Source organism: Halorubrum distributum JCM 13561 (genome assembly GCF_000337395.1).
Classification (GTDB): Archaea; Halobacteriota; Halobacteria; order Halobacteriales; family Haloferacaceae; genus Halorubrum; species Halorubrum distributum.
The window spans coordinates 1-23,799 of sequence record NZ_AOJF01000031.1; the positions used below are offsets into that span (position 1 = coordinate 1).

At 71.5% G+C, this 23,799-nt stretch carries 19 protein-coding genes and 1 pseudogene; 13 read left to right on the forward strand and 7 right to left on the reverse strand.

The features are described 5' to 3' along the window. From C470_RS06105 to C470_RS06115, 3 genes are all read right to left on the reverse strand, one after another. On the reverse strand, positions 1-446 hold a 446-nt coding region (locus C470_RS06105), incomplete at its 3' end, for an ATP-binding cassette domain-containing protein (protein WP_008365974.1). A 159-nt stretch (positions 447-605) separates the two neighbouring features. Continuing rightward, the gene (gene purL, locus C470_RS06110; RefSeq protein WP_008365975.1) at positions 606-2,882 is read right to left on the reverse strand and encodes a phosphoribosylformylglycinamidine synthase subunit PurL; all 2,277 of its coding nucleotides are present in this window, start codon (positions 2,880-2,882) and stop codon (positions 606-608) included. Between the two features lie 428 nt (positions 2,883-3,310). Then, entirely contained in the window at positions 3,311-3,688 is a 378-nt protein-coding gene (locus C470_RS06115; protein WP_004595161.1) for a hypothetical protein, read from the reverse strand. Between the two features lie 169 nt (positions 3,689-3,857). On the opposite strand from C470_RS06115, the gene C470_RS06120 reads away from it, so the two are divergent. The 7 genes from C470_RS06120 (at position 3,858) to C470_RS06150 (ending at position 10,222) form a co-directional block, all read left to right on the forward strand. Next, complete coding sequence (locus tag C470_RS06120; protein ID WP_008365976.1) at positions 3,858-4,907, forward strand: MBL fold metallo-hydrolase; 1,050 nt, start codon at positions 3,858-3,860, stop codon at positions 4,905-4,907. A 75-nt stretch (positions 4,908-4,982) separates the two neighbouring features. Next, complete coding sequence (locus C470_RS06125; RefSeq protein ID WP_008365977.1) at positions 4,983-5,927, forward strand: DUF4129 domain-containing protein; 945 nt, start codon at positions 4,983-4,985, stop codon at positions 5,925-5,927. Between the two features lie 67 nt (positions 5,928-5,994). Next, complete coding sequence (locus C470_RS06130) at positions 5,995-6,546, forward strand: DUF7269 family protein (protein ID WP_004595166.1); 552 nt, start codon at positions 5,995-5,997, stop codon at positions 6,544-6,546. Further along, a complete protein-coding gene (locus C470_RS06135; RefSeq protein WP_008365978.1) occupies positions 6,543-8,096 on the forward strand; it encodes a DUF58 domain-containing protein in 1,554 nt (517 codons plus the stop codon). The genes C470_RS06130 and C470_RS06135 overlap by 4 nt, the downstream gene beginning before the upstream one ends. Beyond that, a complete protein-coding gene (locus C470_RS06140; RefSeq protein WP_007344896.1) occupies positions 8,036-8,692 on the forward strand; it encodes a DUF7519 family protein in 657 nt (218 codons plus the stop codon). The genes C470_RS06135 and C470_RS06140 overlap by 61 nt, the downstream gene beginning before the upstream one ends. A gap of 102 nt (positions 8,693-8,794) precedes the next feature. After that, positions 8,795-9,490: a phosphoribosyltransferase gene (locus tag C470_RS06145; protein ID WP_004595172.1), complete on the forward strand. Its 696-nt coding sequence runs from the start codon at positions 8,795-8,797 to the stop codon at positions 9,488-9,490. A 12-nt stretch (positions 9,491-9,502) separates the two neighbouring features. Further along, entirely contained in the window at positions 9,503-10,222 is a 720-nt protein-coding gene (locus C470_RS06150; protein WP_008365979.1) for an HD domain-containing protein, read from the forward strand. Between the two features lie 34 nt (positions 10,223-10,256). On the opposite strand, the gene C470_RS06155 is transcribed toward C470_RS06150, so the two are convergent. Then, entirely contained in the window at positions 10,257-10,991 is a 735-nt protein-coding gene (locus C470_RS06155; protein ID WP_008365980.1) for a helix-turn-helix domain-containing protein, read from the reverse strand. Between the two features lie 87 nt (positions 10,992-11,078). Here C470_RS06155 and C470_RS06160 point away from each other — a divergent pair, with 87 nt between their 5' ends. The 3 genes from C470_RS06160 to C470_RS06170 all read left to right on the forward strand — a co-directional run bounded on the left by C470_RS06160 (position 11,079) and on the right by C470_RS06170 (position 15,093). Continuing rightward, complete coding sequence (locus tag C470_RS06160; RefSeq protein WP_008365981.1) at positions 11,079-12,185, forward strand: MBL fold metallo-hydrolase; 1,107 nt, start codon at positions 11,079-11,081, stop codon at positions 12,183-12,185. A gap of 3 nt (positions 12,186-12,188) precedes the next feature. Next, positions 12,189-13,478, forward strand: a complete 1,290-nt coding sequence (locus tag C470_RS06165) for an MFS transporter (RefSeq protein ID WP_008365982.1) — start codon at positions 12,189-12,191, stop codon at positions 13,476-13,478. Between the two features lie 151 nt (positions 13,479-13,629). Then, positions 13,630-15,093, forward strand: a complete 1,464-nt coding sequence (locus C470_RS06170) for an FAD-dependent oxidoreductase (RefSeq protein ID WP_008365983.1) — start codon at positions 13,630-13,632, stop codon at positions 15,091-15,093. 52 nt (positions 15,094-15,145) lie between these two features. Here the strand turns inward: C470_RS06170 and C470_RS06175 are convergent. After that, positions 15,146-16,569: pseudogene (locus C470_RS06175) on the reverse strand (HD domain-containing protein). A gap of 127 nt (positions 16,570-16,696) precedes the next feature. Between C470_RS06175 and C470_RS16045 the strand changes: the two are divergent. From C470_RS16045 to mtnP, 3 genes are all read left to right on the forward strand, one after another. Beyond that, positions 16,697-16,858, forward strand: a complete 162-nt coding sequence (locus C470_RS16045; RefSeq protein ID WP_008365984.1) for a hypothetical protein — start codon at positions 16,697-16,699, stop codon at positions 16,856-16,858. After that, entirely contained in the window at positions 16,855-17,853 is a 999-nt protein-coding gene (locus C470_RS06180; protein ID WP_008365985.1) for a YeiH family protein, read from the forward strand. The genes C470_RS16045 and C470_RS06180 overlap by 4 nt, the downstream gene beginning before the upstream one ends. A 64-nt stretch (positions 17,854-17,917) precedes the next feature. Continuing rightward, positions 17,918-18,796, forward strand: coding sequence for an S-methyl-5'-thioadenosine phosphorylase (gene mtnP / locus C470_RS06185; RefSeq protein ID WP_008365986.1), 879 nt, complete (start codon positions 17,918-17,920; stop codon positions 18,794-18,796). A gap of 389 nt (positions 18,797-19,185) precedes the next feature. On the opposite strand, the gene C470_RS06190 is transcribed toward mtnP, so the two are convergent. Together C470_RS06190 and smc are read right to left on the reverse strand one after the other, a co-directional pair. Next, positions 19,186-20,205, reverse strand: coding sequence for a segregation and condensation protein A (locus tag C470_RS06190; protein WP_008365987.1), 1,020 nt, complete (start codon positions 20,203-20,205; stop codon positions 19,186-19,188). Further along, positions 20,198-23,782 carry a chromosome segregation protein SMC gene (gene smc, locus C470_RS06195; RefSeq protein WP_008365988.1) on the reverse strand — a complete coding sequence of 1,195 codons (3,585 nt, stop codon included), beginning with the start codon at positions 23,780-23,782 and terminating at the stop codon, positions 20,198-20,200. Before smc ends, C470_RS06190 begins: the two co-directional genes overlap by 8 nt. Positions 23,783-23,799 lie beyond the last annotated feature (17 nt).

The following is a 23,799-nucleotide window of genomic DNA, read 5'->3' on the forward strand; positions in this document are numbered from 1 at the left end:
TCGAGCCCGAACGCGATGTTCTCGCGGACGGTGAGATGGGGGAACAGCGCGAAGTTCTGGAAGACGATGCCCACGTCGCGCCGCTCCGGCGGGACGAACGACCCGTCGCCGGCGACCACCTCGTCGCCGAGCGAGATCTCACCCTCCGTCGGCTCTTCGAGGCCCGCGATGGTGCGGAGCGTCGTCGTCTTGCCGCATCCGGAGGGGCCGAGGAACGTCAGCAGCTCGCCGGAGCGGACGTCGAGCGAGACGTCGTCGACGGCGGTCTCGGGACCGAACGCCTTCGTGACGTCCGACAGCGACAGGACGGGGTCCGCGCCGGCGCTCGACCCGTCGTCGGAGGCGGCGCTCGCCCGGTGTTCGACCGCCGAGTCCTCCGAGCCCTCGGCCGTCGCGTCGTCCGACTCGGCCGAGCGCGTCGTGCCGACTGGTTCCGTGGATGCCATCGATGGGGGGCGGGCGCCGGGCGGACCGGCGTCCCGCGGTTGCCACCTCATACTTTAGGAGTACCTAAAAGCGTATCGCTCGCTCTCGCGGCGTCGAAATCGGGTGATCGCGGGGAGTCGGCGTCCGGTCTCGCCGCTCGCCCACCGCGTCGCGCCGGTTCAGGCGAGTTCGCGGTCGATCACGTCGCGGTGGTCGCGGACCGCGTCGGCCGAGAGCGCGACGGACTCGTCGCCGACCGCGAGCGAGAGCGCGCCGTCCGTCGTCACGTCGCCGATCCGGAACACCGGGAGGTCGCCGACCGCGGCCGCGACCGCCTCGGGGTCCGTCGTCTGGACGAGCAGGCGTCCGGGCGTCTCGTCGAAGGCCGCGACGCGGTCGGGCAGCGTCACGTCGGCGCCCGCGTCGTCGGTCACCAACTCGGCGAGCGCGACCGCGAGCCCGCCCTCGCTCACGTCGTGGGCCGCGAGCGTCGACTCGTGGCGGGCGGCCGCCGCGAGCGACGCGACGAGGCCGCCGAGGTCGTCGGCGGCGCCGGACTCGTCGGGCAGCGTCGGGAACCGGTCGCTCCCGCCGGCGTGCGCGAGGTACTCGGAGCCGCCGAGCGCGTCGCCGCCCGCGCCGACGAGCAGGAGCTCGGAGTCGTCCCCGCGCTCGGCGTCGAGCGCGGCGGGCGGCGCGTCGTACCCGCGCGTCGTGCCCAAGACAGCGAGCGTCGGCGTCGGCGGGATCGGGCCCTCGACGCTGTCGTTGTACAGCGAGACGTTGCCGCCGACGACGGGGGTGTCGAGCGCGGAACAGGCGTCCGCGAGGCCGTCGACGATCCCCTCGAACGCCCCGTACACGTCCGGCTTCTCCGGGTTACCGCCGTTGAGGCAGTCGACCGCGGCGAGCGGGACCGCGCCGGTCGCGGCGAGGTTCGTCGCGTTCTCCAACGCGACCGCGCGGGCGCCCTCGTACGGCGCGACCGCGGTCCACTTCGGGTTCGCGCCGGAGGCGAGCGCGAGGCCGACGCCGTCGGCGGGGTCGCCGGCCTCGTCGGCTCCGGCCTCCGATTCCGTCTCCCGGACCGCGAGGAGCGCGGCGTCGTCGCCCGGCTTCACCGCGGTGCGCGTCCCGACCTCGTGGTCGTACTGGCGGTACACCCAGCGCTTGCTCGCGGTCGAGGGGGCCGAGAGGACGGCCGCGACCGCCTCGGCGAGCGGGGGCTCGTCGGCCGGGAGGTCCCGTTCGGGCTCGCTCGGCGGCTCGCTCGCGAGGTCGTTCATCGGCGCGCCGTCCGCGAGGAACTCGGCGGGCGCGTCGACGACGACCTCGGATTCGGCGCCGCCGTCCTCCTCGCCGCCTTCCTCAGCGTCGCCCGCGAACTCGCAGACGTAGTTTCCGTCGGTCACCTCGCCGATGACGGAGCAGCCGAGGTCGAACCGCTCGGCGAGGTCGGCGACGCGGTCGACGTCGTCCGGGGCGACCTCGTAGCACATCCGCTCCTGGCTCTCGGCGAGCAGGATCTCCATCGCGTTCATGTTCGGCTCGCGCTGGTGGACGCTGTCGAGGTCGATCCGCGCGCCGAGCCCGCCCTTCGCGACGAGTTCCGAGGAGGCGCCGCCGAGGCCGGCCGCGCCGAGATCGCGGGCCGACAGGACGAGGTTCTCGTCCACGAGGGCCTCGTTACACTCGATCAGCCGTTTCTCGGCGTAGGGGTCGCCGACCTGGACCGCGGGGCGGTCCTCGGTCTCGGCGTCCTCCGCGAGGTCCTCCGAGGCGAAGGAGGCGCCGCCGAGCCCGTCGCGGCCGGTGCCGTTGCCGACGAGGACCAGCTTATTTCCGGGGTCCTGCGCGGTGGCCGTGACGAGTCGGTCCTCGTTCGTGACGCCGACGCAGGCGACGTTGACGAGGGGGTTCCCCTCGTAGCCGCCGTGGAAGGCGACGCTGCCGCCGACCGTGGGGACGCCGATACAGTTGCCGTAGTGGGAGATGCCCTCGACGACGCCCTCGAAGAGGTACCGAGAGCGCTCGCGGTCGAAGCCGCCGAAGTACAGCGAGTCGAGGAGCCCGATCGGGTACGCGCCCATGCTCATCGTGTCGCGGACGATGCCGCCGACGCCCGTCGCCGCGCCGTCGAACGGGTCGACGAAGGAGGGGTGGTTGTGGCTCTCGACGCCGAAGGTGACGTAGGTGTCGCCGTAGTCGTCGGCGTCGCGCTCGCTCGCCGGCCGGTTCGCCGCCTCGGGGTCGGGCAGCGCGAGGACCGCGGCGTCGTCGCCGGGGCCGACCACGACCTGGTCGCCCTCGCTGTCGAACGCCGACAGCAGGGGCCGCGAGGAGCGGTACGCGCAGTGCTCGCTCCAGAGGTTCTCGAACAGCGCGGCCTCGGCCGCCGTCGGCTCCCGACCGAGCTCCGCGGTCACGAGCTCGTGGTCCGCATCGGACAGACTCATTCACTTACGTGGTTACCGAGCCGGGTCTAATGCTTTTCTATACGCACGTTCGTGTGTATCCGGCGACCGCGACGCCGACGGGACGTGAGACGGCTCGCAGTGTTGTGCGGTGGCGCGTGCCTGCGAGCGGCCGCTAGGCCGCGAGCCAGCACGCGCGAGGGACGCCGCGAGCGACCGGAGGGAGCGAGCGGCGAGGCTGGGGAGGCGTGAGGTGCGGTTGCGGTGCTGTGCGGGGCGGGAGTCAAAGGGGCAGCCGCGAGGACGAAGCACGCCGCAGCAAGCACCGCAACGAGGGAGCGAACGCAGTGAGCGACCGAGTGAGGCGCACAGCAAGGCGCGCGAGTCCTCGCGGCTGGGGCTTTGGCGGTGTTCACCGCCGATCCGCTAGCAGTTATTTATAAACGAACGACCAGCGATCATGCGACGATTTATAAGAGATAGGTCACCGCGACGAACACGACGACCGTTCCGGCGACGCCGAGCGCCATCGCCTTCGCGTTGAGCCGGACCGCCTTCTTGCGGTCGGCGGCGAGCGCCGCCTCGTTTTGAATCTCGTTCGCCCCGTCGCCCACGTCGAAGACGCCCATCCCGGCGAAGCCGATACAGAAGCGCTCGCGGTACTGTAACGCCCCCATCGCGGCGCCGTACAACGGGACCACCGAGGCGATCAGCGCCCACCGCGGCCACGCGAGCGCGACGGCCGCCGCGACGTACGCCGCCGCGGCCAGCAGCGACCCGACGCCGAGGAGGAGCCGCCGTCGCTGTTGGGTCGGTCCGATGTTACACACGCCCGGTTGGTACTCCATACCGGCGGTGAGGGACGCGCGAGTAAAAGCCCTCCCGACGGCGGAGATCGGAGGCGCCGGCCGCGGTCCCGACGTCCGACCGAGAGGGATCCGGTCGCCCGAGAGCGCGTCCGCCGGTCCGCCTCGCCGCGGTGGCAACCGTAAAAAGGGCTCCCGCCGACGTAGTCGTGTGAAACGGATCCAGCTCGGCAACACCGTCTTCGAGGGCGCAAACGACGTGTACCTGCTCGACGGGGAGACCACCGCGCTCGTCGACACCGGCGTCGCGCTCCCGGACGTGCGCGGGGAGTTGGTCGACGGCCTCGCCGAGTACGGCCGCTCGTTCGGGGACATCGACGCGGTCGTGCTCACCCACTGGCACCCGGACCACGCGGGGCTCGCCGGCGAGATTCAGGCCGAAGGCGGCGCGGACGTGTACGTCCACGAGGCGGACGCCGCCCTCGTCGACGGGTCGGAGACGCCGCTGTTCGCCGACCGCGACCTCCAGCGCGAGACGTTCGAGCGGTGGGGGATGCCCGACGCCGACCGGGAGCGACTCACCGATTTCTTCTCGGCGGTCAGCGCGGACCTCTCCGGGGAGCCGGCCGACGTGACGACGTTCGAAGACGGCGACGCGATCGAGGCCGGCGGCGTCGAGCTCGAAGCCCTCCACCTGCCGGGCCACACCGCGGGGCTCTCCGGGTTCGCGTTCGACCCCCGAACCGTCCCCGATCACGACCCCGTGGCGGGAGAGAATGCGACGGAGGAGGCGTTCACCGGCGACGCGCTGCTCCCGAAGTACACGCCCAACGTCGGCGGCGCGGACGTGCGCGTCGAGGGCGCGCTCGCGGCCTACGCCGAGAGCCTCGCGCGGATCGTCGCCCGCGACTTCGACGCGGCCCACCCCGGCCACCGGTGGCGGATCGACGAGCCGAGCCGCCGCGCGGCGACGATCCTCGACCACCACCGCCACCGGACCCGGCGAGTGATCGAGGTCCTCGACGAGTCCGGGCCCGCGACCGCGTGGGACGTGTCGGCCGCGCTGTTCGGGTCGCTGGAGGAGATCCACGTCCTCCACGGCCCCGGCGAGGCGTTCTCGCACCTCGACCACCTCGCGGCCGCCGGCGTCGTCGAGCCCGACGGGACCGCGTACCGCCTCGTCGACCCCGACCCCGACGTCGACGCGCTGTTCCCGACGACGCCCCTCGACGACCTCGTCGACGGGAGCGACGACGCGTAGGCGGAGCGTTCCGGTAATCCCTCCTCTCGTTTCGGCCGGCGAAAGCTATTCCCGGCCCCCGGCGTATTCGGGGACGTGAAGCGGGACGCCCTCGTCGCGGTCGCGGTCGCCCTCCTCGCCCTCGTCGCGCTCGGCGTCGCGGCCGCGACGCTGAACACCGCCGTCGACACGGGCAGCGGCGGGTTCGGCGGTGGCGGCGGCGACGCCCCGAGCGTCGGATCGGACACCGGAGACCCCGGCGTGCTCTCCCCGTCGGGCGAGGCCGGCGAGTTCTCCGCGTCGGGCCTCTGCTTCCCGTTCCTCAGGGAGCCGCCCGCCGTGCTCGCGCTGCTCGCCGGACTGACGCTGATGGCCGGGATCACCTATCGGGACACCGCGTCGCCGTTCGCGAGCGTCGCCGTCGCCGCCGTGATGGGCGCCCCGATCGGGGTCCTCTTCTGGGTGCTGTCGACGTGCCGCACGGTGGCGCAGAGCATTTCCATCTCGCTCGGCACCGGCGGCAACGGAACGGGGCTGTTGCCGGGCGGCGCGGCCGGCGGCGGGTTCGGCAGCGGGGAGGGCGCGGCGTCGGCGCCGCAGATCCTGTTCGCGCTCGTCGTCGTCGCCGCGGTGATCGCGAGCGTCGCCGCGCTCCTCCTCGCCGGCGGCGACGACGGGGCGGGCGGGGACGCGGGCGGTCGGCCCGAGGAGGCGGACGAGGAGCCGCCGGCCCTCGACGCGATCGGTCGGACCGCCGGCGAGGCCGCCGACCGGATCGAGTCGTCGGACGCGGACAACGAGGTGTACCGGGCGTGGCGGGACATGACCGACGTCCTCGACGTCGACCGCCCGGCCTCCTCGACGCCGGCGGAGTTCGCGACCGCCGCGGTCGACGCCGGCGTCGACGAGGAGCCGGTGACCGCGCTCACCGAGGTGTTCGAGCGCGTGCGGTACGGCGGCGAGGACGCGACCGACGACCGCGAGCGCCGCGCCGTCGAGGCGCTGCGCCGGATCGAGGAACGGCACGGGGGCGACTCGTGAGCCGCGAACCGAACGGCGTCGCGGCCGCGGTCGAGCGCCGCGCCGAGCCCGGCGGGGGTGACCCGTAGTGCGCCCGCTCGCGCTCGCGGGGGTGCTGGCGGTCGCCGTCGGCCTCCTCGCGGCGCTCGACCGCGGAATCGCGGCCGCAATCTCCCCGACCTCGGCCGTCGTCACGCTGATCGGCGTCCTCGGCGTGGTCCAGGGGGTCCGGTACGCGAACGCGCGCCGCGACCGGCGGCGGCTGCTGACCGACCCCGGCGAGCCGGAGCGGCGCGCGCCGGCCGCGGTGCCAGGGTCGGACCTCGACGAGCGGATCGCGCGGGTCGCCAGCCCGGCGCCGGGCGGCTACCGAGATCGCAGGGACCTCCGCGACCGGGTCCGGGAGGTCGCGGTCGACGCCGTGGCCCGCGACCGCAACTGCTCGCCGGAGGCCGCGGCGACCGCCGTCGACGACGGGACGTGGTCGGACGACCCCGTCGCGGCCGCGTTCTTCGACACCCGGACCGCGTATCCGCTCCGGGTCCGCCTGTCGGCCGGGGTCCGGGGGCGCTCCAACTACTGGTACGGCCTCCGGGCCGCGATCGACGAGATCGAGCGGGTCGAGGGGGGAGCGCCGTGAGCGACCCCGGAGACGCAGCGGTCGCGTCCGAGTCGGACGCGGCGACGCTCGATGAGGCCGAGACGGGCGCGCCGGAGCGGAGCGAGCGAGCCGGACCGAACGCCGCCGACGCCGACGAGACGGGAACCGAGAGCGACGCGGCGGAAAGCGCAGGCGGCGCAGCCGAAGGCGCAGGCGACGCGGCAGAAAGCGCAGGCGACGCGGCAGAAAGCGCAGGCGACGCGGCCGAAGGCGCAGGCGACGCGGCCGAACTGGCTTCCGAGACCCCGACCGATCGCGAGCGCCGTCGCGAGGTCGCGACCGACCGCTGGCTGGGGATCGCGGGCGCGGCGCTGGCGCTGGTCGGCCTCGGGGTGCTCGTCCGGCAGCCGTCGCTGGTGCTCTCGGGCGCGGTCGGCGTCGGCTACGCCGTGTACGCGCGGGCGGGCGACGCGCCGACGCCGACGCTCTCGGTGACGCGGTCCGTGAGCGACGAGGCGCCGGCCCCCGGCGACGAGGTGCGCGTGACCGTCCGCGCCGAGAACGTCGGGGAGACGGCGCTGCCGGACCTCCGGCTCGTCGACGGCGTCCCGCCCGGGCTGGCTGTCGTCGACGGCCCCGCGCGGGTCGCGACGGCGCTGCGGCCCGGGACGGCGGTGACGTTCGAGTACACCGTGCGAGCGGCTCGGGGCGACCACGAGTGGGAGCCGCTGACCGCGGTCACGCGCGACGCGGCGGGCGCCCGGGAGCGCACGACCGTCCTCGACGCGCCGACCGCGATCGCCTGTACGCCGGAGCTGTCGGCCGGCGGGGACCTCCCCCTGCGCGGGCTGACGACCGTCCACCACGGGCGGGTGCCGACCGACGTGGGCGGCGCCGGCGTCGAGTTCCACGCCACCCGGGAGTACCGCCGCGGCGACCCGCTCAAGCGGATCGACTGGAACCGGCGGGCGCGGACGGGCGAGCTGTCGACCGTCGAGCTGCGCGAGGAGCGCGCCGCCACCGTCGTGCTGCTCGTCGACGCCCGCGAGCCCGCGTACGTCGCCGCCGACCCCGACGCCGAGACGGCGGTGGAGGCGAGCGTCGCGGCCGCCGGCCAGGCGTTCTCCGCGCTCCTCGACGGCGGCGACCGGGTCGGGGTCGCTGCGCTCTCGCCGCTGGACTGCTGGCTCCCGCCCGGCAGCGGGACCGTCCACGCCGCCCGCGGGCGCGAGACGCTGGCCACCGACCCGGCGCTCGCGCCGACGCCGAGCGACGAGCGGTTCTACCGGTCGCTGTGGCTCCGGCGGTTCCGGCGGCGGCTCCCGGCCGACGCGCAGGTGCTGTTTTTCACCCCCTTGGTCGACGACACCGCGGCGACGCTCGCACGGCGGATCGACGCGCACGGTCACCTCGTGACGGTGCTCTCGCCGGATTCGACGACGACCGAGACGGCCGGCCAGCGGCTGACGACCTTCGAGCGCCGCCAGCGGCTGCGGTCGCTCCGGTCGGCGGGGATCCGCGCGCTGGAGTGGGGCGACGACTCCTTCCCGGTCGCGGTCGCGGCCGCGACGAGGCGGTGGTCGCGATGAGCGGGGAGGGGTCGGGGAGCAAAGTGGCGGGCGACGATTCGGCGGGCGGGGCGACCGGGGACCGCTCGCGGGCCGCGACGAGCGACGACGCGCTCGTCGACTTCCACGAGACGGACGCGCGGCCGCCGACGGTCGCGGTCGTCGCGAGCCTCGCGGCCGCAGGCGCGGCGGCGACCGCCGCGCTGGTCGCGAGTCCGACCGGCGGCGCGCTGCTCGGCGTCGCCGCGCTCGGGTTCCTCGCCGGGTCGCTCCGGGGCTCGACGCGGGTCTTGGGGTGGGGCGCGGCCGTCGGCGTGGTCGGCCTCGCGCTCGCGGGGTATCGCGGCGCGCCCGCCGAGGCGCTGCTCGTCGCCGCCGTCGGCCTCGCGGTCGCGTGGGACGTCGCCGACCACGGCGTCGGCCTCGGCGAGCAGGTGGGTCGGGGTGCCCGCGTTCGGCGCAACGTCGCGGTCCACGCGGGGGCGAGCCTGCTCGTCGGCGCGCTCGCGGCGGCCCTCGTCTACGGCGTCTCCCTCGCGGTCGGCGGCGGGCAGCCGGTGGCCGCGCTCGCGCTGCTGTTGGCGGGCGGCATCGCGCTGATCTCGGCGCTGCGGTGACGCCGGGGACGGCGAGGCGAGCGGCGTCGACCGGGAGGGAGCGAACGCCCCGCGACGCCGGAGCTAAACCCTTATCAGCGCGCGGGTGGCAGGTACGGTCGTATGAGCGACCTCCCGGACGACTTCGACTGCACGCTCACCAACTGGGAGTACATCTACGGGCTCTGCCGCAACGTCTCCGACGCGGTGAAGCGGGCCGACTTCGAGCCGGACGTGGTCGTCGCCCTGGCCCGCGGCGGCTGGTTCGCGGGCCGGTGCGTCTGCGACTTCCTCGGGCTCAACGATCTCACCAGCCTCAAGATGGAACACTACGTCGGCGCCGCGGAGAAGAGCGACGAGCCCCAGATCCGCTACCCGATGCCGGAGGGGAGCGTGGAGGGCAAGAACGTCCTCATCATCGACGACATCGCGGACACCGGCGGCTCGATCCGCCGCGCCGAGGAGTACGTCGACGAGCGGGACGCCGCCGAGGTCCGAACCGCGACGCTCCAGCTTCTGGGCACCTCCGAGTTCCAGCCCGACTTCGTGGGCGAGCGGCTCGAACAGTGGACGTGGGTCGTCTACCCGTGGAACTTCCTCGAGGACATGGTCGACCTCACGGAGGGGGCGATGGAGCGCGCCGACGAGTCGGCGTTCTCGCGGGAGGACCTGCGCCACTACTTAGAGGAGTTCCACGGCATCGGTCGGATCGAGATGGAGGTCGCCCAGCCCGACCGCCTCGACGAGGTCATCGACGAGATGGTGCGGCGCGACGTCGCGGAGCCCGTCGGCGACGAGACCTGGGCGCTCGCCGAGTAGCGGGCCGGAGCGATGGACGGGGAATCGGACGACGACGCCGGTGACGACGATCGCGACGCGGACGCCGACGACCGCGACGCGGACACCGACGACCGTGACGCGGACGCCGACGACGGCCGGGACGCGGCGCTCGACGCCGTCCTCGCCGCCTACGACCTCAAAGACGAGCGGCGCACCGGCTGGCAGCTCCGCGGGGTCGACGACCCCGAGTCCGTCGCGGCCCACTCGTGGGGGGTCGCGTACCTCGTCGTGACGCTCGGGGACCGGCTGGCCGCCGACCTCCCCGGCGTCGACCTCGACCGCGCCCTGCGGCTCGCCGTCGTCCACGACGTGGCCGAGGCCGAGACGGGGGACGTGGCGACGCGGGCGGATTCGACCGCCGACGCGGTCGACCGCGAGGCGAAGGTCGCCGCCGAGCGCGAGGCGATGGCGGACCTCGCCGGTCCGCTCCCCGAGCGCGTGCGAGACGCGTGGGAGGCGTACGAGGCCCGCGAGTCGCCGGAGGCGATTCTCGTCAAGGAGTGCGACCTGCTCGACACCTGTCTCCAGGCGGTGGTCTACGAGCGCGGCGACCGGTACGACCCGGAGCGCGGCGAGCCCGACGCGTTCCGCGAGTACGACGACCTCGACGAGTTCTTTGCCACCTCCGAGCCGCGGCTCCGGACCGAGGCCGGGAGGGAACTGTTCGCGGCGGTCCGCGATCGGTACCGCGTCGAGCGGGACGGGGCGTGAGCATTCGCTCCGGAGGGAGCGCGTCTCCGGCGAGCTAATCCGCCGCCCGTTCGGCCCGTCGCGTCGCCTCCACTTCCAGCGGGTCGCCCGTCGACGTCGCGGTGACGAGTCGCAGATACTGTCCCGCGCTCGTGAGCAGCTTGTTCTCCGCCTTCCGGAGGTGTTCCTCGTACGTCGAGCGGGCGACCGCCGTCTGGTCGGCGAGCTCCCGCAGCGAGGTCTTCCGCGGCTGGGTGTAGTAGCCGCGCTCCAGCGCCAACTGGAGCGCCGCCAGCTGTCGATCGGTGAGGTCCTCGAACAGCTGGTTCGCCGGCGCCAGCATGCTGTGCGGGACCTGCTGTTCCGCGATCGAGGTCTTCGAGAGCAGCTCGATCTCCCTGTCGGCCCGGAGGTCGCCGAGCAGCTCCCGGATGTCGGCGTCGTCGAACGCGACCACCGTGTAATGCTCCCAGCCCTGTCGGTAGATGGTCGGCGACTGATACAGGCAGTTGTGCTTCTCGAAGCGATCGATGACGGACTCCTCGAGCGAACAGAGACAGGACTGCGTGACGACGTGGTACCCGTCGTCGTCCGCGGACTCGTGGAGGACGGTCCCGAGCCGATCGATGTCGTCGAGCAGCGCGTCCGTCGGCGTCGTCTCGCTGGTGATCTCGAGCACCTGACAGTCGCTCAGCGGCCACTCGCGGATGGTGAGATCCGGATGTCGTTCGGAGATCTCCCGGTACGGACACTCGTGTTTGACCCGTATCGAGGCCTCGTACAGGCTCATACACCGAATTGTCACTGCCACTGATTAACGGTGCCGGTCATGTCCGGCAGCGGCCGTATCCCCATCTCCCCGCTATACCGGTGTACGATGCAGGAACTATCGCCGGACGCGCTCAGCGAACAGCTGCGAGACGACGAGGAGGGCCCGCTCGTCCTCGACATCCGCCACGAGGCGGAGTTCGAGGAGTGGCACGTCCCGGGCAGCGTCAACGTCGACGTGTACGACGAACTGACCGAGGATCCCGACCGCGCCGAGCCGGCGCTCTCCGAACTCCCCGAGGGCTCGGAGATCGTCACCGTCTGCGCCGCGGGGGTCGTCTCGCAGACGGCGACGGACGTCCTCCGCGAACTGGGCTACGACGCCGTGACGCTCGCGGACGGGATGAGCGGCTGGAGCCGCGTCCACCGGCACGCCGAGGTGCCGGCCGACCTCGACGGGACGCTCGTTCAGGTCGCGCGCCCGGGCAAGGGCTGTCTCTCGCACGTCCTCGTCTCGGACGGCGAGGCCGCCGTCTTCGACCCGTCGCACTACCTCGGCGAGTACGACGCGGTCCTCGACGAGTACGACGCGGAGCTCGTCGGCGTCTTCGACACGCACGCCCACGCCGACCACGTCTCCGGCGCGGCGGAACTCGCCGACCGCCACGGCGTCCCCTACTCCCTCCACCAGAAGGACGCGCTCGACGCGACGCCGATCGAGGACGGCCAGGTCGTGACCGTCGGCGGGCTCGACGTCGAGGTCGTCCACACGCCCGGACACAGCGAGGGGAGCGTCTCGTTCGACGTCGGCGGTGCGGCGCTGCTCACCGGCGACACCCTCTTCCACGAGAGCGTCGGCCGCGTCGAACTCGGCGTCGAGGCCGGGATCGAAGACGCCGACGTGGAGGGGAACGCCGCGACGCTGTACGAGAGCCTCCGGCGGCTGCTGGACCGGCCGGACGACGCGGTCGTGCTCCCGGCGCACGATCCCGGCTCGCCGGAGCCGCCGGTGGCCGCGACGCTCGGCGAAGTGAAGCGCCGGAACGCGGACCTCGACCGCGACCGCGAGTCCTTCGTCGCGGCGCTCGCGTCGGACGTCCCGGACCATCCCCCGAACTTCGAGCGCGTCAAGCGCACGAACGTGGGGCGGGAGTCGGTTCCGGCGGCCGAGCTGGCCGAGCTGGAGCTGGGGCCGAACAACTGCGCGGCCGAGTGACCGATGAGCGCGACAACCGACGTCAAACAGGGAATCCGCGAACACCTCGGCCAGTTCTCGCTCCACGTTCTGTTGGTGTTCGCCACCGGACTGACCATCGGGTCCGAGCGGACCGTCGTCCCCGCGCTGGGGGAGGACGTACTCGGCGTCGAGTCGTTCCTCGTGATCGGCTCGTTCGTCGTCTCCTTCGGGGTCGTGAAGTCGATCCTCAACCTCTACGCCGGGAAGTGGGGCGAGGAGTACGGCCGCAGGCCCGTGCTCGTCGCCGGGTGGGTCACGGCGCTCCCGCTGCCGGTCATCCTCATCTTCGCCCCGAGCTGGGGCTGGATCACCGTCGGGAACGTCCTGCTGGGGATCAACCAGACGCTGACGTGGAGCATGGCGATAAACGCCAAGATCGACCTCGCGAGCCCGGACGAGCGCGGCCTCGCGGTCGGCATCGACGAGTCGTTCGGTTACACCGGCGTGGCCGTCGGCGCCTGGGTGACGGGCGTCATCGCCAGCCGATGGAGCCTCCGACCGGAGCCGTTCTACTTCCTCGCTGCCGTCGTGGTCCTGGCGTTCCTCGTCTCGCTCTTCCTGATCAGAGAGACCGTCCAGTACGCGCAGGCCGAGGGAGACGACGACGACCGCGACGCGAACCTCCCGTTCAAGGAGGTCGTGAAGCGGGCGACCTACGGCGACCGGACGCTGTTCGCGGCGGCGCAGGCGGGTCACATCGAGAACTTCGTCGACACGCTGTTCTGGATCGCCGTCCCGCTGTACCTGCTGAACCAGGGGCTCGACATCGCGGCGGTCGGGGCCGTGGTCGGCGTCCACAGCGCGATGTACTTCCTCCAGATCGGCACCGGCGGCCTCGCGGACCGGATCGGCCGGCGACCGCCGGTCGTCGCCGGGATGTTCCTGGCCGGCGCGGGCGTCCTCGGGATGGTCCTCGTCGAGGGATACCTCGCGTGGGCCGCGCTGGCCGGCGTCTCCGGGTTCGGGATGGCGCTTTTGTACCCGAACCTGATGACCGTTCCGAGCGACGCGGCCCACCCGACCTGGCGGTCCGCCGGAATGGGGGTCTACCGGATGTGGCGCGACTCGGGCTACGCCGTCGGGGCGATCCTGATCGGGCTCGCGATGGAGTTCGTCAACGCCGAGGCGGCGTTCTACCTGACCGCCGTCCTGATGTTCCTCTCCGGCGCGATCGTGGTCGTCTGGATGGAGGAGACGCACCCCGAGTTCGGGACCCACGAGCCGCCCGCTCCGGCGCCGGAGTCGCCGGCCGAACCGGCCGCACGGGAGTAGCCGACGGCGGACGATCAGGTGAGCGACAGTAGTTTCGACGATCGTCGTATTAGTAATCGACGTTTGTAGGCGCTCTACCGGTCGATTTCGCGCGAGGATGGTAAAAGGGTTAACGGGGGAGGTCGTCTCACGAGGTGAGCTTTCACCACGCATGTCTGACACCGATCTCGTAATCATCGGCGGGGGGATAAGCGGGGCGTCGCTGCTGTACACGGTCGCGAAGTTCACCGACGTCGACGACGTCACGCTGATCGAGAAGGAGCGGGAGATCGCCGCGATCAACTCCCACCGGACGAACAACTCCCAGACCCTCCACTTCGGGGACATCGAGACGAACTACACCCTCGAAAAGGCGGAGGAGGTCAAGGAGGGCGCCGAGCTGCTCGCCGGCTACCTCGAAGGGGAGGACCCCGACCGGGAGATGCACAGCAAGCGCAGCAAGATGGTGCTGGGCGTCGGCGACGAGGAAGTCGCCAAGCTGGAGGAGCGCTACCACGAGAACGGCTTCGGGGACCTGTTCCCGAAGCTGCGCGAGATCGGCCGCGAGGAGATCGCGGAGCTGGAGCCGAAGGTCGTCGAGGGGCGCGACCCCGGCACGGAGCTGAAGGCGCTCCAGACGCCCGACGGCTACGTGGTCGACTACGGCGCGGTCGCGGCGTCGTTCGTCGACGCCGCCCGCGAGGAGGAGGGCGTCTCCGTCCACCTCGGGACGACCGTGACGAACGTCGACGACCGCGGCGACGGCTTCCTCGTCGAGACGGACGACGGCGACTTCGAGTCCGAGGCGGTGGTCGTCGCGGCCGGCTCGCACAGCCTCCAGTTCGCCAAGGAGATGGGGTACGGCGAGGGGATGTCCCTGCTGCCGGTCGCGGGGAGCTTCTTCCTCGCGGACGACCTGCTGAATGGGAAGGTGTACACGCTACAGATGAAGAAGCTCCCGTTCGCGGCGGTCCACGGCGACGCCGACGTCCACGACGACGGGATCACCCGGTTCGGCCCGACCGCGAAGCTCGTGCCCGCGCTCGAGCGCGGCCACCTCTCGACGGTGAGCGACTTCGTCGACGTGTTCGGCTTCAACCCCGACTCCGTGCTGAGCTACGTCAACATCCTCTCGGACAAGATCCTCTTCCCGTACGTCGTTCGCAACCTCGTGTACGACCTCCCGGTGGTCGGCAAGCGCGCGTTCCTGCCGGACGTCCAGAAGGTCGTGCCGAGCGTCGACGTCGACGACATCGACCGCGCGAAGGGGTACGGCGGCGTGCGCCCCCAGATCGTCGACACCGAGAACAAGGAGCTCGACATGGGCGAAGCGAAGATCGTCGAGGACGGAGTGCTGTTCAACATCACGCCCTCGCCGGGCGCGTCGACCGCGCTGAAGAACGCGATGCGGGACGTCGACACCGTCCTCGGCTTCTTCGAGGACGACTACGAGTTCGACGAGGCCGCCTTCCGCGACGCGACCATCGAGAACTTCCCGCGGGCCGACGAAGAGGCGGAGACCGACGACGAGGCGGAAACGGACGACGAGGCGGAGGCGGACGACGAGGCGGGCGAGGAGGCGACCGAAAACGACGACGCTGACGGCGAGGAAGTCGCGGCCGAAACCGACGACTGATCCGGTCGAAGGCCGATTTCGTCTCCGACCGCCTCGAACGCCGGCGCGGGGGCTACGCGCGCGCTTCTTCTCTGACCTCCCGCTCGAACGCCTCCCGGAGCACGCGGATCGCCCGTCGCTTCGCCCCGTCGGGGACGAACACGAAGGGGATCGGCACGTCGAACGCGCGGTCGCCGTACAGCCCCCAGTCGGCGACCGACCGCGTCGTGCCGCCGTACGCGATGGGGATGTCCTCCAGCTCGTCGGGGTCGTAGGCGGGGACGTACGAGCGGTCGATCCACACCTCGTGGACCGGCACGTCGAGGGCGTCGGCGAGGAGCCGCTCCAAGCGGTCGTCGCCGGCGGTGAGCCACGCGGTGAACTCGTCGAGGGGGTCGCCGTTCACGGGGAGGTCGTCGTCGAAGTCGCCGCCGATCCGGTCGGCGAGCGCGATCCGGTGTTTCCAGCAGGTGGCGGGGAAGCGCCGCCCGCGGAAGCGGTCGTACATCGACGCGAGCGTCGAGTCGGGGTTCTCGCGGGCGGCGGTCCGGAGCCGTTCGAGCACCGCGTTGTCGTCGAGCTCGCGGTCGAGTATGCCGTCGACCGTGACGGGGCTCTCCCCGGTCTCCCGCTCGTACTCGCCCAGGAGCGCCTGGAGGAGCCGGTTCGCGTACACCGACTTGTGGTGCTGGGTGACCCACATGTACAGGGCGATGCGGCCCTCGAGGTAGTTGCCGATGGTCGACAGCGCCTTCTCCGAGAGCGCCAGGCCCGCCTCGGGATGGGCGGTGTAGGCGTCGACCATGCGCTCGACGTCGAAGCTCAACACGCCCGCGCCGGTCATCTCGTTGTCGCGGGTGATGTAGTCCAGCCGGTCCACGTCGATGGGGGAGTGGAGCAGCTGGGCGCCGACCCCGTACTGCCACGGCTCGCCGCGCTCGTACGCAAGGCTGTATCCCAGCACGTACGCGCACACCTCGAAGGGGTCCACGTCGAAATCGCGGAGGGCGTCGCCGTACTCCTCGACGATGATCACGCAGCCGAGCAGCTCGTGGGGGTTCGCCGAGCGGAGCGGCGCGCCGCCGACCCGGCCGCGTCGAAGGCGTCGACCAGCCCGGTCTCAGCGACGCGCTCCCGGAGGATCCCCTCGTCGAGGAACCCCTCGGAGAGGTGCGAGAAGGGCGGGTGGCCGACGTCGTGGAGCAGACAGGCGCACTCCAGCGTGCGCTGGATCTCTTCGAGCTCGTCGACGGCCGCGTCCCGAGCGAAGTACGACTGCCGGCGGAGGTTCTCGAAGACGGTCCGGCCGAGGTGGTAGACGCCGAGCGAGTGCTCGAACCGGGTGTGGTTCGCGCCCGGGTAGACGAGGTGGGTCGCCGAGAGCTGGCGGACGTAGCGCAGCCGCTGGAACGGCCGCGTGTCGACGACGCCCTCGACGAGCGCGTCCGGCAGCTCGATGTAGCCGTGAACGGAGTCTTTGATCTGTGTGGTGGGCATCGATTGTGGGCACCACTCCCTCCCGCTCCCTGCCTCTTTCGGTCGTCAGCCGGCCCCGTGCGCTCCCTCGACCCCGGAAACCGCCCCGATTCACACTACATAAATGCGAGCGCGGCGAGTCACGCGTATGGTATCGGACGCCGCCGACGCGACCGACGGGCGACCGGACCCCGCCGACGCGACCGACCCCTCGCTCGTCGACCGCTGGACTGCGCTGGATCGCGGCTGGCAGGCGCTCGCGCTGGGGCTCGGGATCGTCGCCGCGCACCTCGTCGGACAGGCGCTGTGACGGGGATCGCCGAGGCGGTCCGGGCGTACCTCCCCGGCCTCGCGCTGCTCGCGGGCGGCGCCGTCGCGGCGACGCTCGTCGCGGACGCGGTCCCCGGCCTCCAGCCGCTCGTCGTCGCCGTCGCCATCGGCGTCGGGATCGGGAACACCGTCGGGATCCCGGCGGTCGCGGAGCCGGGCGTCGGCGTCGACAAGCTGTTCTTGGAGACCGGGATCGTGCTGCTCGGCGCGGCGGTCGCGGTCGAGGAGTTCCTGGCCGCCGGGCCGACCGTCCTCGGCCTCGTGGTGGCGTTCGTCGCCGGCGGGCTCCTGTTCGCGGAGGTCGTCGCGCGCGTCCTCTTCCGGATCGAGTCGCCCACTTCCTCGCTTCTGGCGGCCGGCGCGAGCATCTGCGGCGTCTCCGCGGTCGTCGCCATCGGCCGGGTGCTCGACGCGCGCGGGACGGCGATCACCTTCGCGGCCGCGACGGTCCTACTCTTCGACGCCGCGACGCTCGTCGCGTTCCCGCTCGCGGGCGAGTGGCTCGGCCTCACCGGCCGGCAGTTCGGCGTCTGGGCGGGCGTGAGCATGTTCTCGACCGGCCCCGTCGCGGCCGCGGGGTTCGCCTACTCGCCCGAGGCGGGCCAGTGGGCGACCGTGACGAAGCTGGCGCGCAACTCGCTGCTGGGCGGCGTCGCGGTCGCGTACTCGCTGGCGTACACCGCGCGCTCGGCCGCCGACCCCGGCGTCCGACGGCTGTGGGCGGAGTTCCCGAAGTTCCTGCTCGGCTTCCTCGTCGTCGCGGCGGTCGCCAACAGCGGGCTGCTCTCGCCGGCCGCGCTGGCGTCGATCGGCCGCGTCTCGGACGCGCTGTTCGCGCTCGCGTTCGTCGGCCTCGGGCTCTCGATCCGCGTCGAGGACATGCGCGCAGTGGGGGCCGCGCCGGTCGGCGCCGTCCTCGTCCACCTGCTCGTCGTGAGCGCGGTCGCGCTCGCGGCGGTGCGCTGGCTGCTGTGAGCGGATCGGGGCCCCCGGCGACGGGGTTCGGTCCGTATAAGTGGCGAGCGGGCGCACTCCGGGTATGGGCACCATCGGATTCATCGGCGGCAGCGGCATCTACGAGGCGCTCCCCCTGAACGACGTGCGGGAAGTCGAGTTCGACACGCCGTACGGCGAGCCGAGCGACGCCGTGACGATCGGCGAGTTCGGCGATACCGGGAAGGAAGTCGCGTTCCTCCCGCGCCACGGCTCCGAACACGGCGTCTCGCCGACCGACCTGCCGTACCGCGCGAACATGTACGCCTTAAAAAAGGCGGGCGTCACCCACATCTTCGCGTCGAACGCGGTCGGGAGTCTGAAGGAGGAGCTGGAGCCCGGCACGCTCGTCGTTCCGGACCAGATCTACGACCGGACGAAGGGCCGCGACCTCTCCTTCTACGGCGACGGCGTCGTCGTCCACCAGCCGTTCGCGGACCCGTACAGCCCGGAGCTCGTCGACCACCTCACCGAGGCCGCGGAGTCGGCCGTCGGCGGCGAGAGCGACGACGGCACGAAGGTCGTGAAGGGCGGCACCTACGTCTGCATCGAGGGGCCGCAGTACTCGACGCGCGCGGAGTCGGAGTTTTATAAGAGCCAAGGGTGGGACCTCGTCGGCATGACCGCGATCCCGGAGGCGAAGCTGGCCCGCGAGGCCGAGATCGCGTACGCGACGATCGCGGGCGTCACCGACTACGACGTCTGGAAGGAAGACAGCGAGGTGACGCTCGAAGAGGTGCTCGAGAACGCCGAGCAGAACCAGCAGGCGATCAAGGCCGCCGTCGAGGAAGCCGTACGGTCGCTCCCCGAGGACTTGGAGTGTGACGCGCACACGTCGCTGGAGGGCACCGTCAACACGCCGACCGAGGCGATTCCGGAGGAGACGAAGGAGCGCGTCGAGCCGCTGCTCGGCGACTACTTATAAATAGACGCGGCGGTGGCGCGTGCCGGTGAGCGCCGCACCGCGGCGCGAACCGCACGCGCGAGGGACGCCGCGAGCGACCGGAGGGAGTGAGCGGCGAGGCTGGGGAGGCGTGAGGTGCGGTGCTGTGCGGGACTGGGTGGGACTCAAAGGGGCAGCCGCGAGGGCGAAGCACGGCGCAGTAAGCACCGCAGCGAGCAACGCGAGCGAGGAGCGCAACAAGCCGCGCGAGTCCTCGCGGCTGGGGCTTTGGCGGTGTTCTCCGTCGATCCGCAATCAGCTATTTATAAGCGGGTGGCTGGGGCCTTGGAGATATTCACAGCCGGTTCGCAGTCGTTTATTTATAAGCGATCGCCGATGGCCCCACAACCGGTGACGACGTCGAAAACGTACTAGTCCGCGATCGCTTCCGACTCGCCGGTCATCGCGGTCGGGTCCTTCACCCACAGGTCGCCGAACAGGTCGTCCTGCTGGAGCCGGACCGAGCCGCGGTGGGCCATGAACAGCAGCGCGAGGTACGTCATGAACGGGCGCCCGCCGGCAGATTCTATCTCGGCGAACAGCACCTCCGTGCGCCCGCGGTCGAAGTGGGTCCGGAGGGCGTTGTCGATCTCCACGATCACCTCCTCGATGTCCTCGTCGTGGGTGCGGTCGGTCGCCTCGCCCGCGGTCGGCTCCCCGTCCTGCCGGAACTCGTCGTCCGCGTGGTAGTCGAGCGTCTGCGTGCCGCGGGCGTGGCCGTGCGGCGACTCCGAGGTGTCGTACTCGCGGGAGTCCTTCCACCACGAGCCGCGCTCGGCCTCGCGCAGCTCGCGGACCAACTCGTCGAGCGTCTCCGGCGAGCCGCGGGTGTTCTTGCGGTCGAGCCGGCGGTCGATCTCCGCTTCCAGCTCGTCGACCGGGTCGAAGTCGCCGTCGGCCGGGTCGGGCGCGCCGCCCTCCATCGCGACCTCCCACGGCTCCGGCTCGGGCTCCTCCTCTTCGTCGTCGTCGGCCAGCATGCCGTCGCTCTTCATCCGGAGCAGGACGCTGGCGTAGAACAGCGCCCGCCCGGTCGTCCGGAGGTCGGTCTCGTCGAGCTTCTCCAAGAACGCGTCCGTCACCTGGACGATGTCGATGTCCCACGGCTCGATCTCGCCCTCCTCGGCGAGCTGGACGAGGAGCTCGACGGGCTCGACCTCGTCGTCGTCGGTCTCGTCGGGCGGGGAGACGTCGGGCACGTCCGGGCCGGGTCCGTCGGTCGCGTCCGAGCCGGACTCGGCAGCCGAGTCGGAGCCGGATTCGGCGGTCGAGTCGGAGCCGCCGTCGCCCTCGGGAGCGTCGTCGGCGAACGGGTCGGCGCCGTCGCGCTCGCTCGTCAGGTCGAGGTCGGGGACGCCGCCGTCGGCGGCGCCGTCGCCGTCCTCAGTCATCCGCGCTCACCCCTTCCCCGTCGCCGTCGTCGCCGAACTGCATGCCGGTCACCGCCGAGAGGTTGTCGCCCTGCATCGTGACGCCGATGGCGCGGTCCGACCGCTCCAGCAGCGCCGAGCGGTGGCCGACGACGACGAACTGGGCGTCCTGCGCGAGTTCCTCGATCATCTCGCCGACGCGTTCGGCGTTGACCGCGTCGAGGAACGCGTCGATCTCGTCGAGGGCGTAGAACGGCGCCGGGTTGTGTCGCTGAACGGCGAAGATAAAGGAGAGGGCGGTGAGCGACTTCTCGCCGCCGCTCATCGCGTCGAGTCGCTGGACCGGCTTGTCCGCGGGCTGCGCCTTCATCGTTAACCCCTCCTCGAAGGGGTCCTCCGGGTTCTCCAAGACGAGCTCGCCCGACCCGGCCGAGAGCCGCGCGAAGATGTCCTCGAAGTGGTCGTTGATCGACTCGAACGTCTCCATGAACGTCTCCTTCTTCGCCGCCTCGTACCCCTCGATGCGCTCCTCGATGGCGTCGCGCTCCTCGACGAGCACGTCGCGGCGCTCCTGGAGCTCGTCGAGCGCCGCCTGGACCTCCTCGTACTCGTCGATCGCGAGCATGTTCACCGGTTCGAGCGCCTCCATCTCCGACTCCAGCTCCTCGATCCGTGACTCCACCTCGTCGAGGTCGGGAATCTCGTCGGCGTCGTAGGCGCCCACCTGCGACTCCAGCTCGTCGATCTCCCACTCCAAGCGGTCGCGGCGGTCGGTGAGGTCCGAGAGGTCGGACTCCGCCTCCGAGACGAGCGACCGCTGCTCGTCGCGCTTCCGGGTCGCCTCGCGGATCTCCTCGCGGAGCTCCTCGCGCTCCGCCTTCAGCTCCGTGAGCTCTTCTTCGAGGTCGGCGATCGCCTCCTTCTTCTCCGCCAGTTCGGCCTCCTTCTCCTCGATCGCGGCCTCGTGGTCGGCGATCGCCTCCTCGGCCTCCGCCTTCGCGTTCTGCGCCTCCTCGACGTCGTCGTGGAGGTCGTCCAAGGCGTCCTCGGCGTACCCCTTCTCCAACTCCAGCTCGTTGATCCGACCGTCGAACGAGTCCATCCGCTCTTCCAAGTCGTCGATCTCCGCGCGGATCTCGTCGGCGCGCTCGGAGAGCTCCGGAATCTTCGAGTCGGCGAGCTCGGCCTCGATGTCGTCGATCTCGGCGGCGAGCTCGTCGATCTCCGCGTCGGTCGCCGCGAGCTCCTCGTCGAGCGCCGTCATCTGCTCGTCGACGGACTCGCGTTCCGCCTCCAGCTCCTCGAGCTCGTCTTCCAGCTCCTCGATCCGGTCCTCCGCGTCCGCGAGGTCGTCCTCGGCGCGCTCGACGTCCGCCTCCAGCGACCGGACGCGCTCGGCCGCGTCGGCCTTCCGGTCGCGGGCGTCCTCGATGTCGTCGTCGAGCGCGTCGATCTCGGCCTGGACCGACTGCCGCTCGTCCTCGAGGTCGGAGATCTCCGTCGCGAGGCGTTCGAGCTTCCCGCCGCCGGACTTCGTGAACGAGTAGCGGGAGCCGCCGCCGGAGCCGCCGGTCATCGCGCCCGACTTCTCGACGAGGTCGCCGTCGAGCGTCACCATCCGGTAGTCGCCCATCAGCTCCCGCGCGGTCGCCATGTCCTCGACGACGAGCGTCGAGCCGAGCACGTACGAGAAGATCGACTCGTACTCGGCGTCGTAGTCGACGAGGTTCCGCGCGAAGTCGACGACGCCCGGCAGCGAGGGCTTCCGCGGCAGGCTCCGGTCGTCCATCTTCGTGATCGGGAGGAACGTCGCCCGCCCCGCGTTGCGCTGTTTCAGGTAGTCGATACAGGTCGAGCCGACGCCGTCGTCGTCGACGACGACGTTCGCCAGCCGACCGCCGGCGGCGGTCTCGCAGGCCTCGGCGTACTCGGCCTCGACCGAGGCCAGCTCGCCGACCGCGCCGTGGACGCCGTCGATGCCGCCGTTCTTCACCTCGGAGACCGCTCGGGGCCAGGAGGCGTCCCCCCGCTGGTCGGCCGCCGCCTCCAGCTTGGCGTACTCGTTCTGCTTCTCGCGGAGCGTCGACTCGATCTCCTCGAGGCGCTCCTCCGTCTCGGCTTTCTCGGCAAACAGGTCGGCGACGGCGTCCTCGATGGTCGCCTGGTTCTTCTCGGCCTTGTCGAGCTCGCCCTTCAGCTCGGAGATGCGCGCCTTGTGTTCCGGGAGCGACTCGCGGGCCTCCTCCAGCTCCTCGCGGGCCTCGCTCACCGCGTTCGAGCGGCGGCGGGCCTCGTCGAGCAGCCGGTCCTTCTCGCGTTGCGTCTCGTTCTTCTCCTCGCGGAGCGACTCGATCGCCTCCTTCTTCTCCGCGAGGTCGCGTTTCAGCTCGTCGAACTCCGTGTCCGCGCCCTCGATCTCGGCCTCGACGTCCGCGAGCTCGGAGCGCTTCGTCGCCAGCTCCGACTTCACCGACGCCTTCTCCACTTTCGTCTCGCGGATCTCCGCCTCCAGCTCCTCGACTTTCTCCTCTTTCCTGTCTATCTGGACGAACGCCTGCCGCCGGTCGTTCTCGGCCGACTCGGCCCGCTCCTCGGCCGACTCGATTTTGTCCTCCAGCCGCGAGATCTCGCCTTTGACCTCCTCTATCTCCGAGCGGATCTGGATCTGCTCCTCCTCGCCTTTCGTCTCGATCTCGTGGTTGAGGTCCGCGAGGTCCTCCTCCAAGCGGGTGAGCTTCCCCTGCCTGGCGTCGAGCTCCTCGCGGAGCTCCTCGAGGTCCGCCTCCGCCTCGTCGACCTCGCGCTCGACGTCCGCGAGCGCGTCGCGCTTCTCCTCGAGCTCGGAGGCCTTCCGGAACCCCCGGTACTCCTCGAGCTCGTCGCGGAGCTCCTGGTACTGGAGCGCGGTCTCGCGCTCGTCGGCGAGCTGGTCGAGCCGGTCCTGCTTCTCCCCGATGCGGAGGTCCGCCTCGCCGATCCGGTCTTCGACCGTGTCCAGCTCCTCGTAGGCGGCCTCCTTCTTCTCGTCGAACTCCGCGACGCCCGCGATCTCGTCGATGATCCCCCGCCGCTGGTAGGGGGTCATGTTGATGATCTCGGTGACGTCGCCCTGCATCACCACGTTGTACCCCTCCGGGGTGACGCCCGCCGCCGCGAGCAGGTCCTGGACGTCCGAGAGGTTCACCGAGCGCCCGTTGAGGTAGTAGTACGAGTAGTAGTTGTCCTCGGTCTCCTTCACGCGGCGCTTGATCGTGATCTCGGAGACGTCGCCGACGTTCTCCGTGCCGGCCGCGGAGACCACCTGCGAGCGGTCGAGGGTGCCGTCCTCGTTGGAGAGCACGACCGTGACGGAGGCCTCGTTCGGCCCGTCCGCGGCCTCGCCGTCGTCGTGGCCGGGGTTGTAGATGAGGTCGGTGAGCTTCTGGGCGCGGATCCCGCGGGTTCGGGCGAGCCCGAGCGCGAACAACACGCCGTCGATGATGTTCGACTTCCCGGAGCCGTTCGGACCGGTGACGACGGTGAAGTCCTCGTAGAAGGGGATCCTCGTCGTTCGCCCGAAGCTCTTGAACCCGTCTAGGACGACTTCAGTGATGTGCATGGAGTCGGGGGCGACCG

Coding starts and splice junctions, on each gene's coding strand:
- C470_RS06165 (WP_008365982.1), top strand. CDS start 12,189: ATGAGCGCGACAACCGACGTCAAACAGGGAATCCGCGAACACCTCGGC.
- C470_RS06115 (WP_004595161.1), bottom strand. CDS start 3,688: ATGGAGTACCAACCGGGCGTGTGTAACATCGGACCGACCCAACAGCGA.
- C470_RS06190 (WP_008365987.1), bottom strand. CDS start 20,205: ATGACTGAGGACGGCGACGGCGCCGCCGACGGCGGCGTCCCCGACCTC.
- C470_RS06145 (WP_004595172.1), top strand. CDS start 8,795: ATGAGCGACCTCCCGGACGACTTCGACTGCACGCTCACCAACTGGGAG.
- smc (WP_008365988.1), bottom strand. CDS start 23,782: ATGCACATCACTGAAGTCGTCCTAGACGGGTTCAAGAGCTTCGGGCGA.
- C470_RS06150 (WP_008365979.1), top strand. CDS start 9,503: ATGGACGGGGAATCGGACGACGACGCCGGTGACGACGATCGCGACGCG.
- purL (WP_008365975.1), bottom strand. CDS start 2,882: ATGAGTCTGTCCGATGCGGACCACGAGCTCGTGACCGCGGAGCTCGGT.
- mtnP (WP_008365986.1), top strand. CDS start 17,918: ATGGGCACCATCGGATTCATCGGCGGCAGCGGCATCTACGAGGCGCTC.
- C470_RS06155 (WP_008365980.1), bottom strand. CDS start 10,991: ATGAGCCTGTACGAGGCCTCGATACGGGTCAAACACGAGTGTCCGTAC.
- C470_RS06160 (WP_008365981.1), top strand. CDS start 11,079: ATGCAGGAACTATCGCCGGACGCGCTCAGCGAACAGCTGCGAGACGAC.
- C470_RS06170 (WP_008365983.1), top strand. CDS start 13,630: ATGTCTGACACCGATCTCGTAATCATCGGCGGGGGGATAAGCGGGGCG.
- C470_RS16045 (WP_008365984.1), top strand. CDS start 16,697: ATGGTATCGGACGCCGCCGACGCGACCGACGGGCGACCGGACCCCGCC.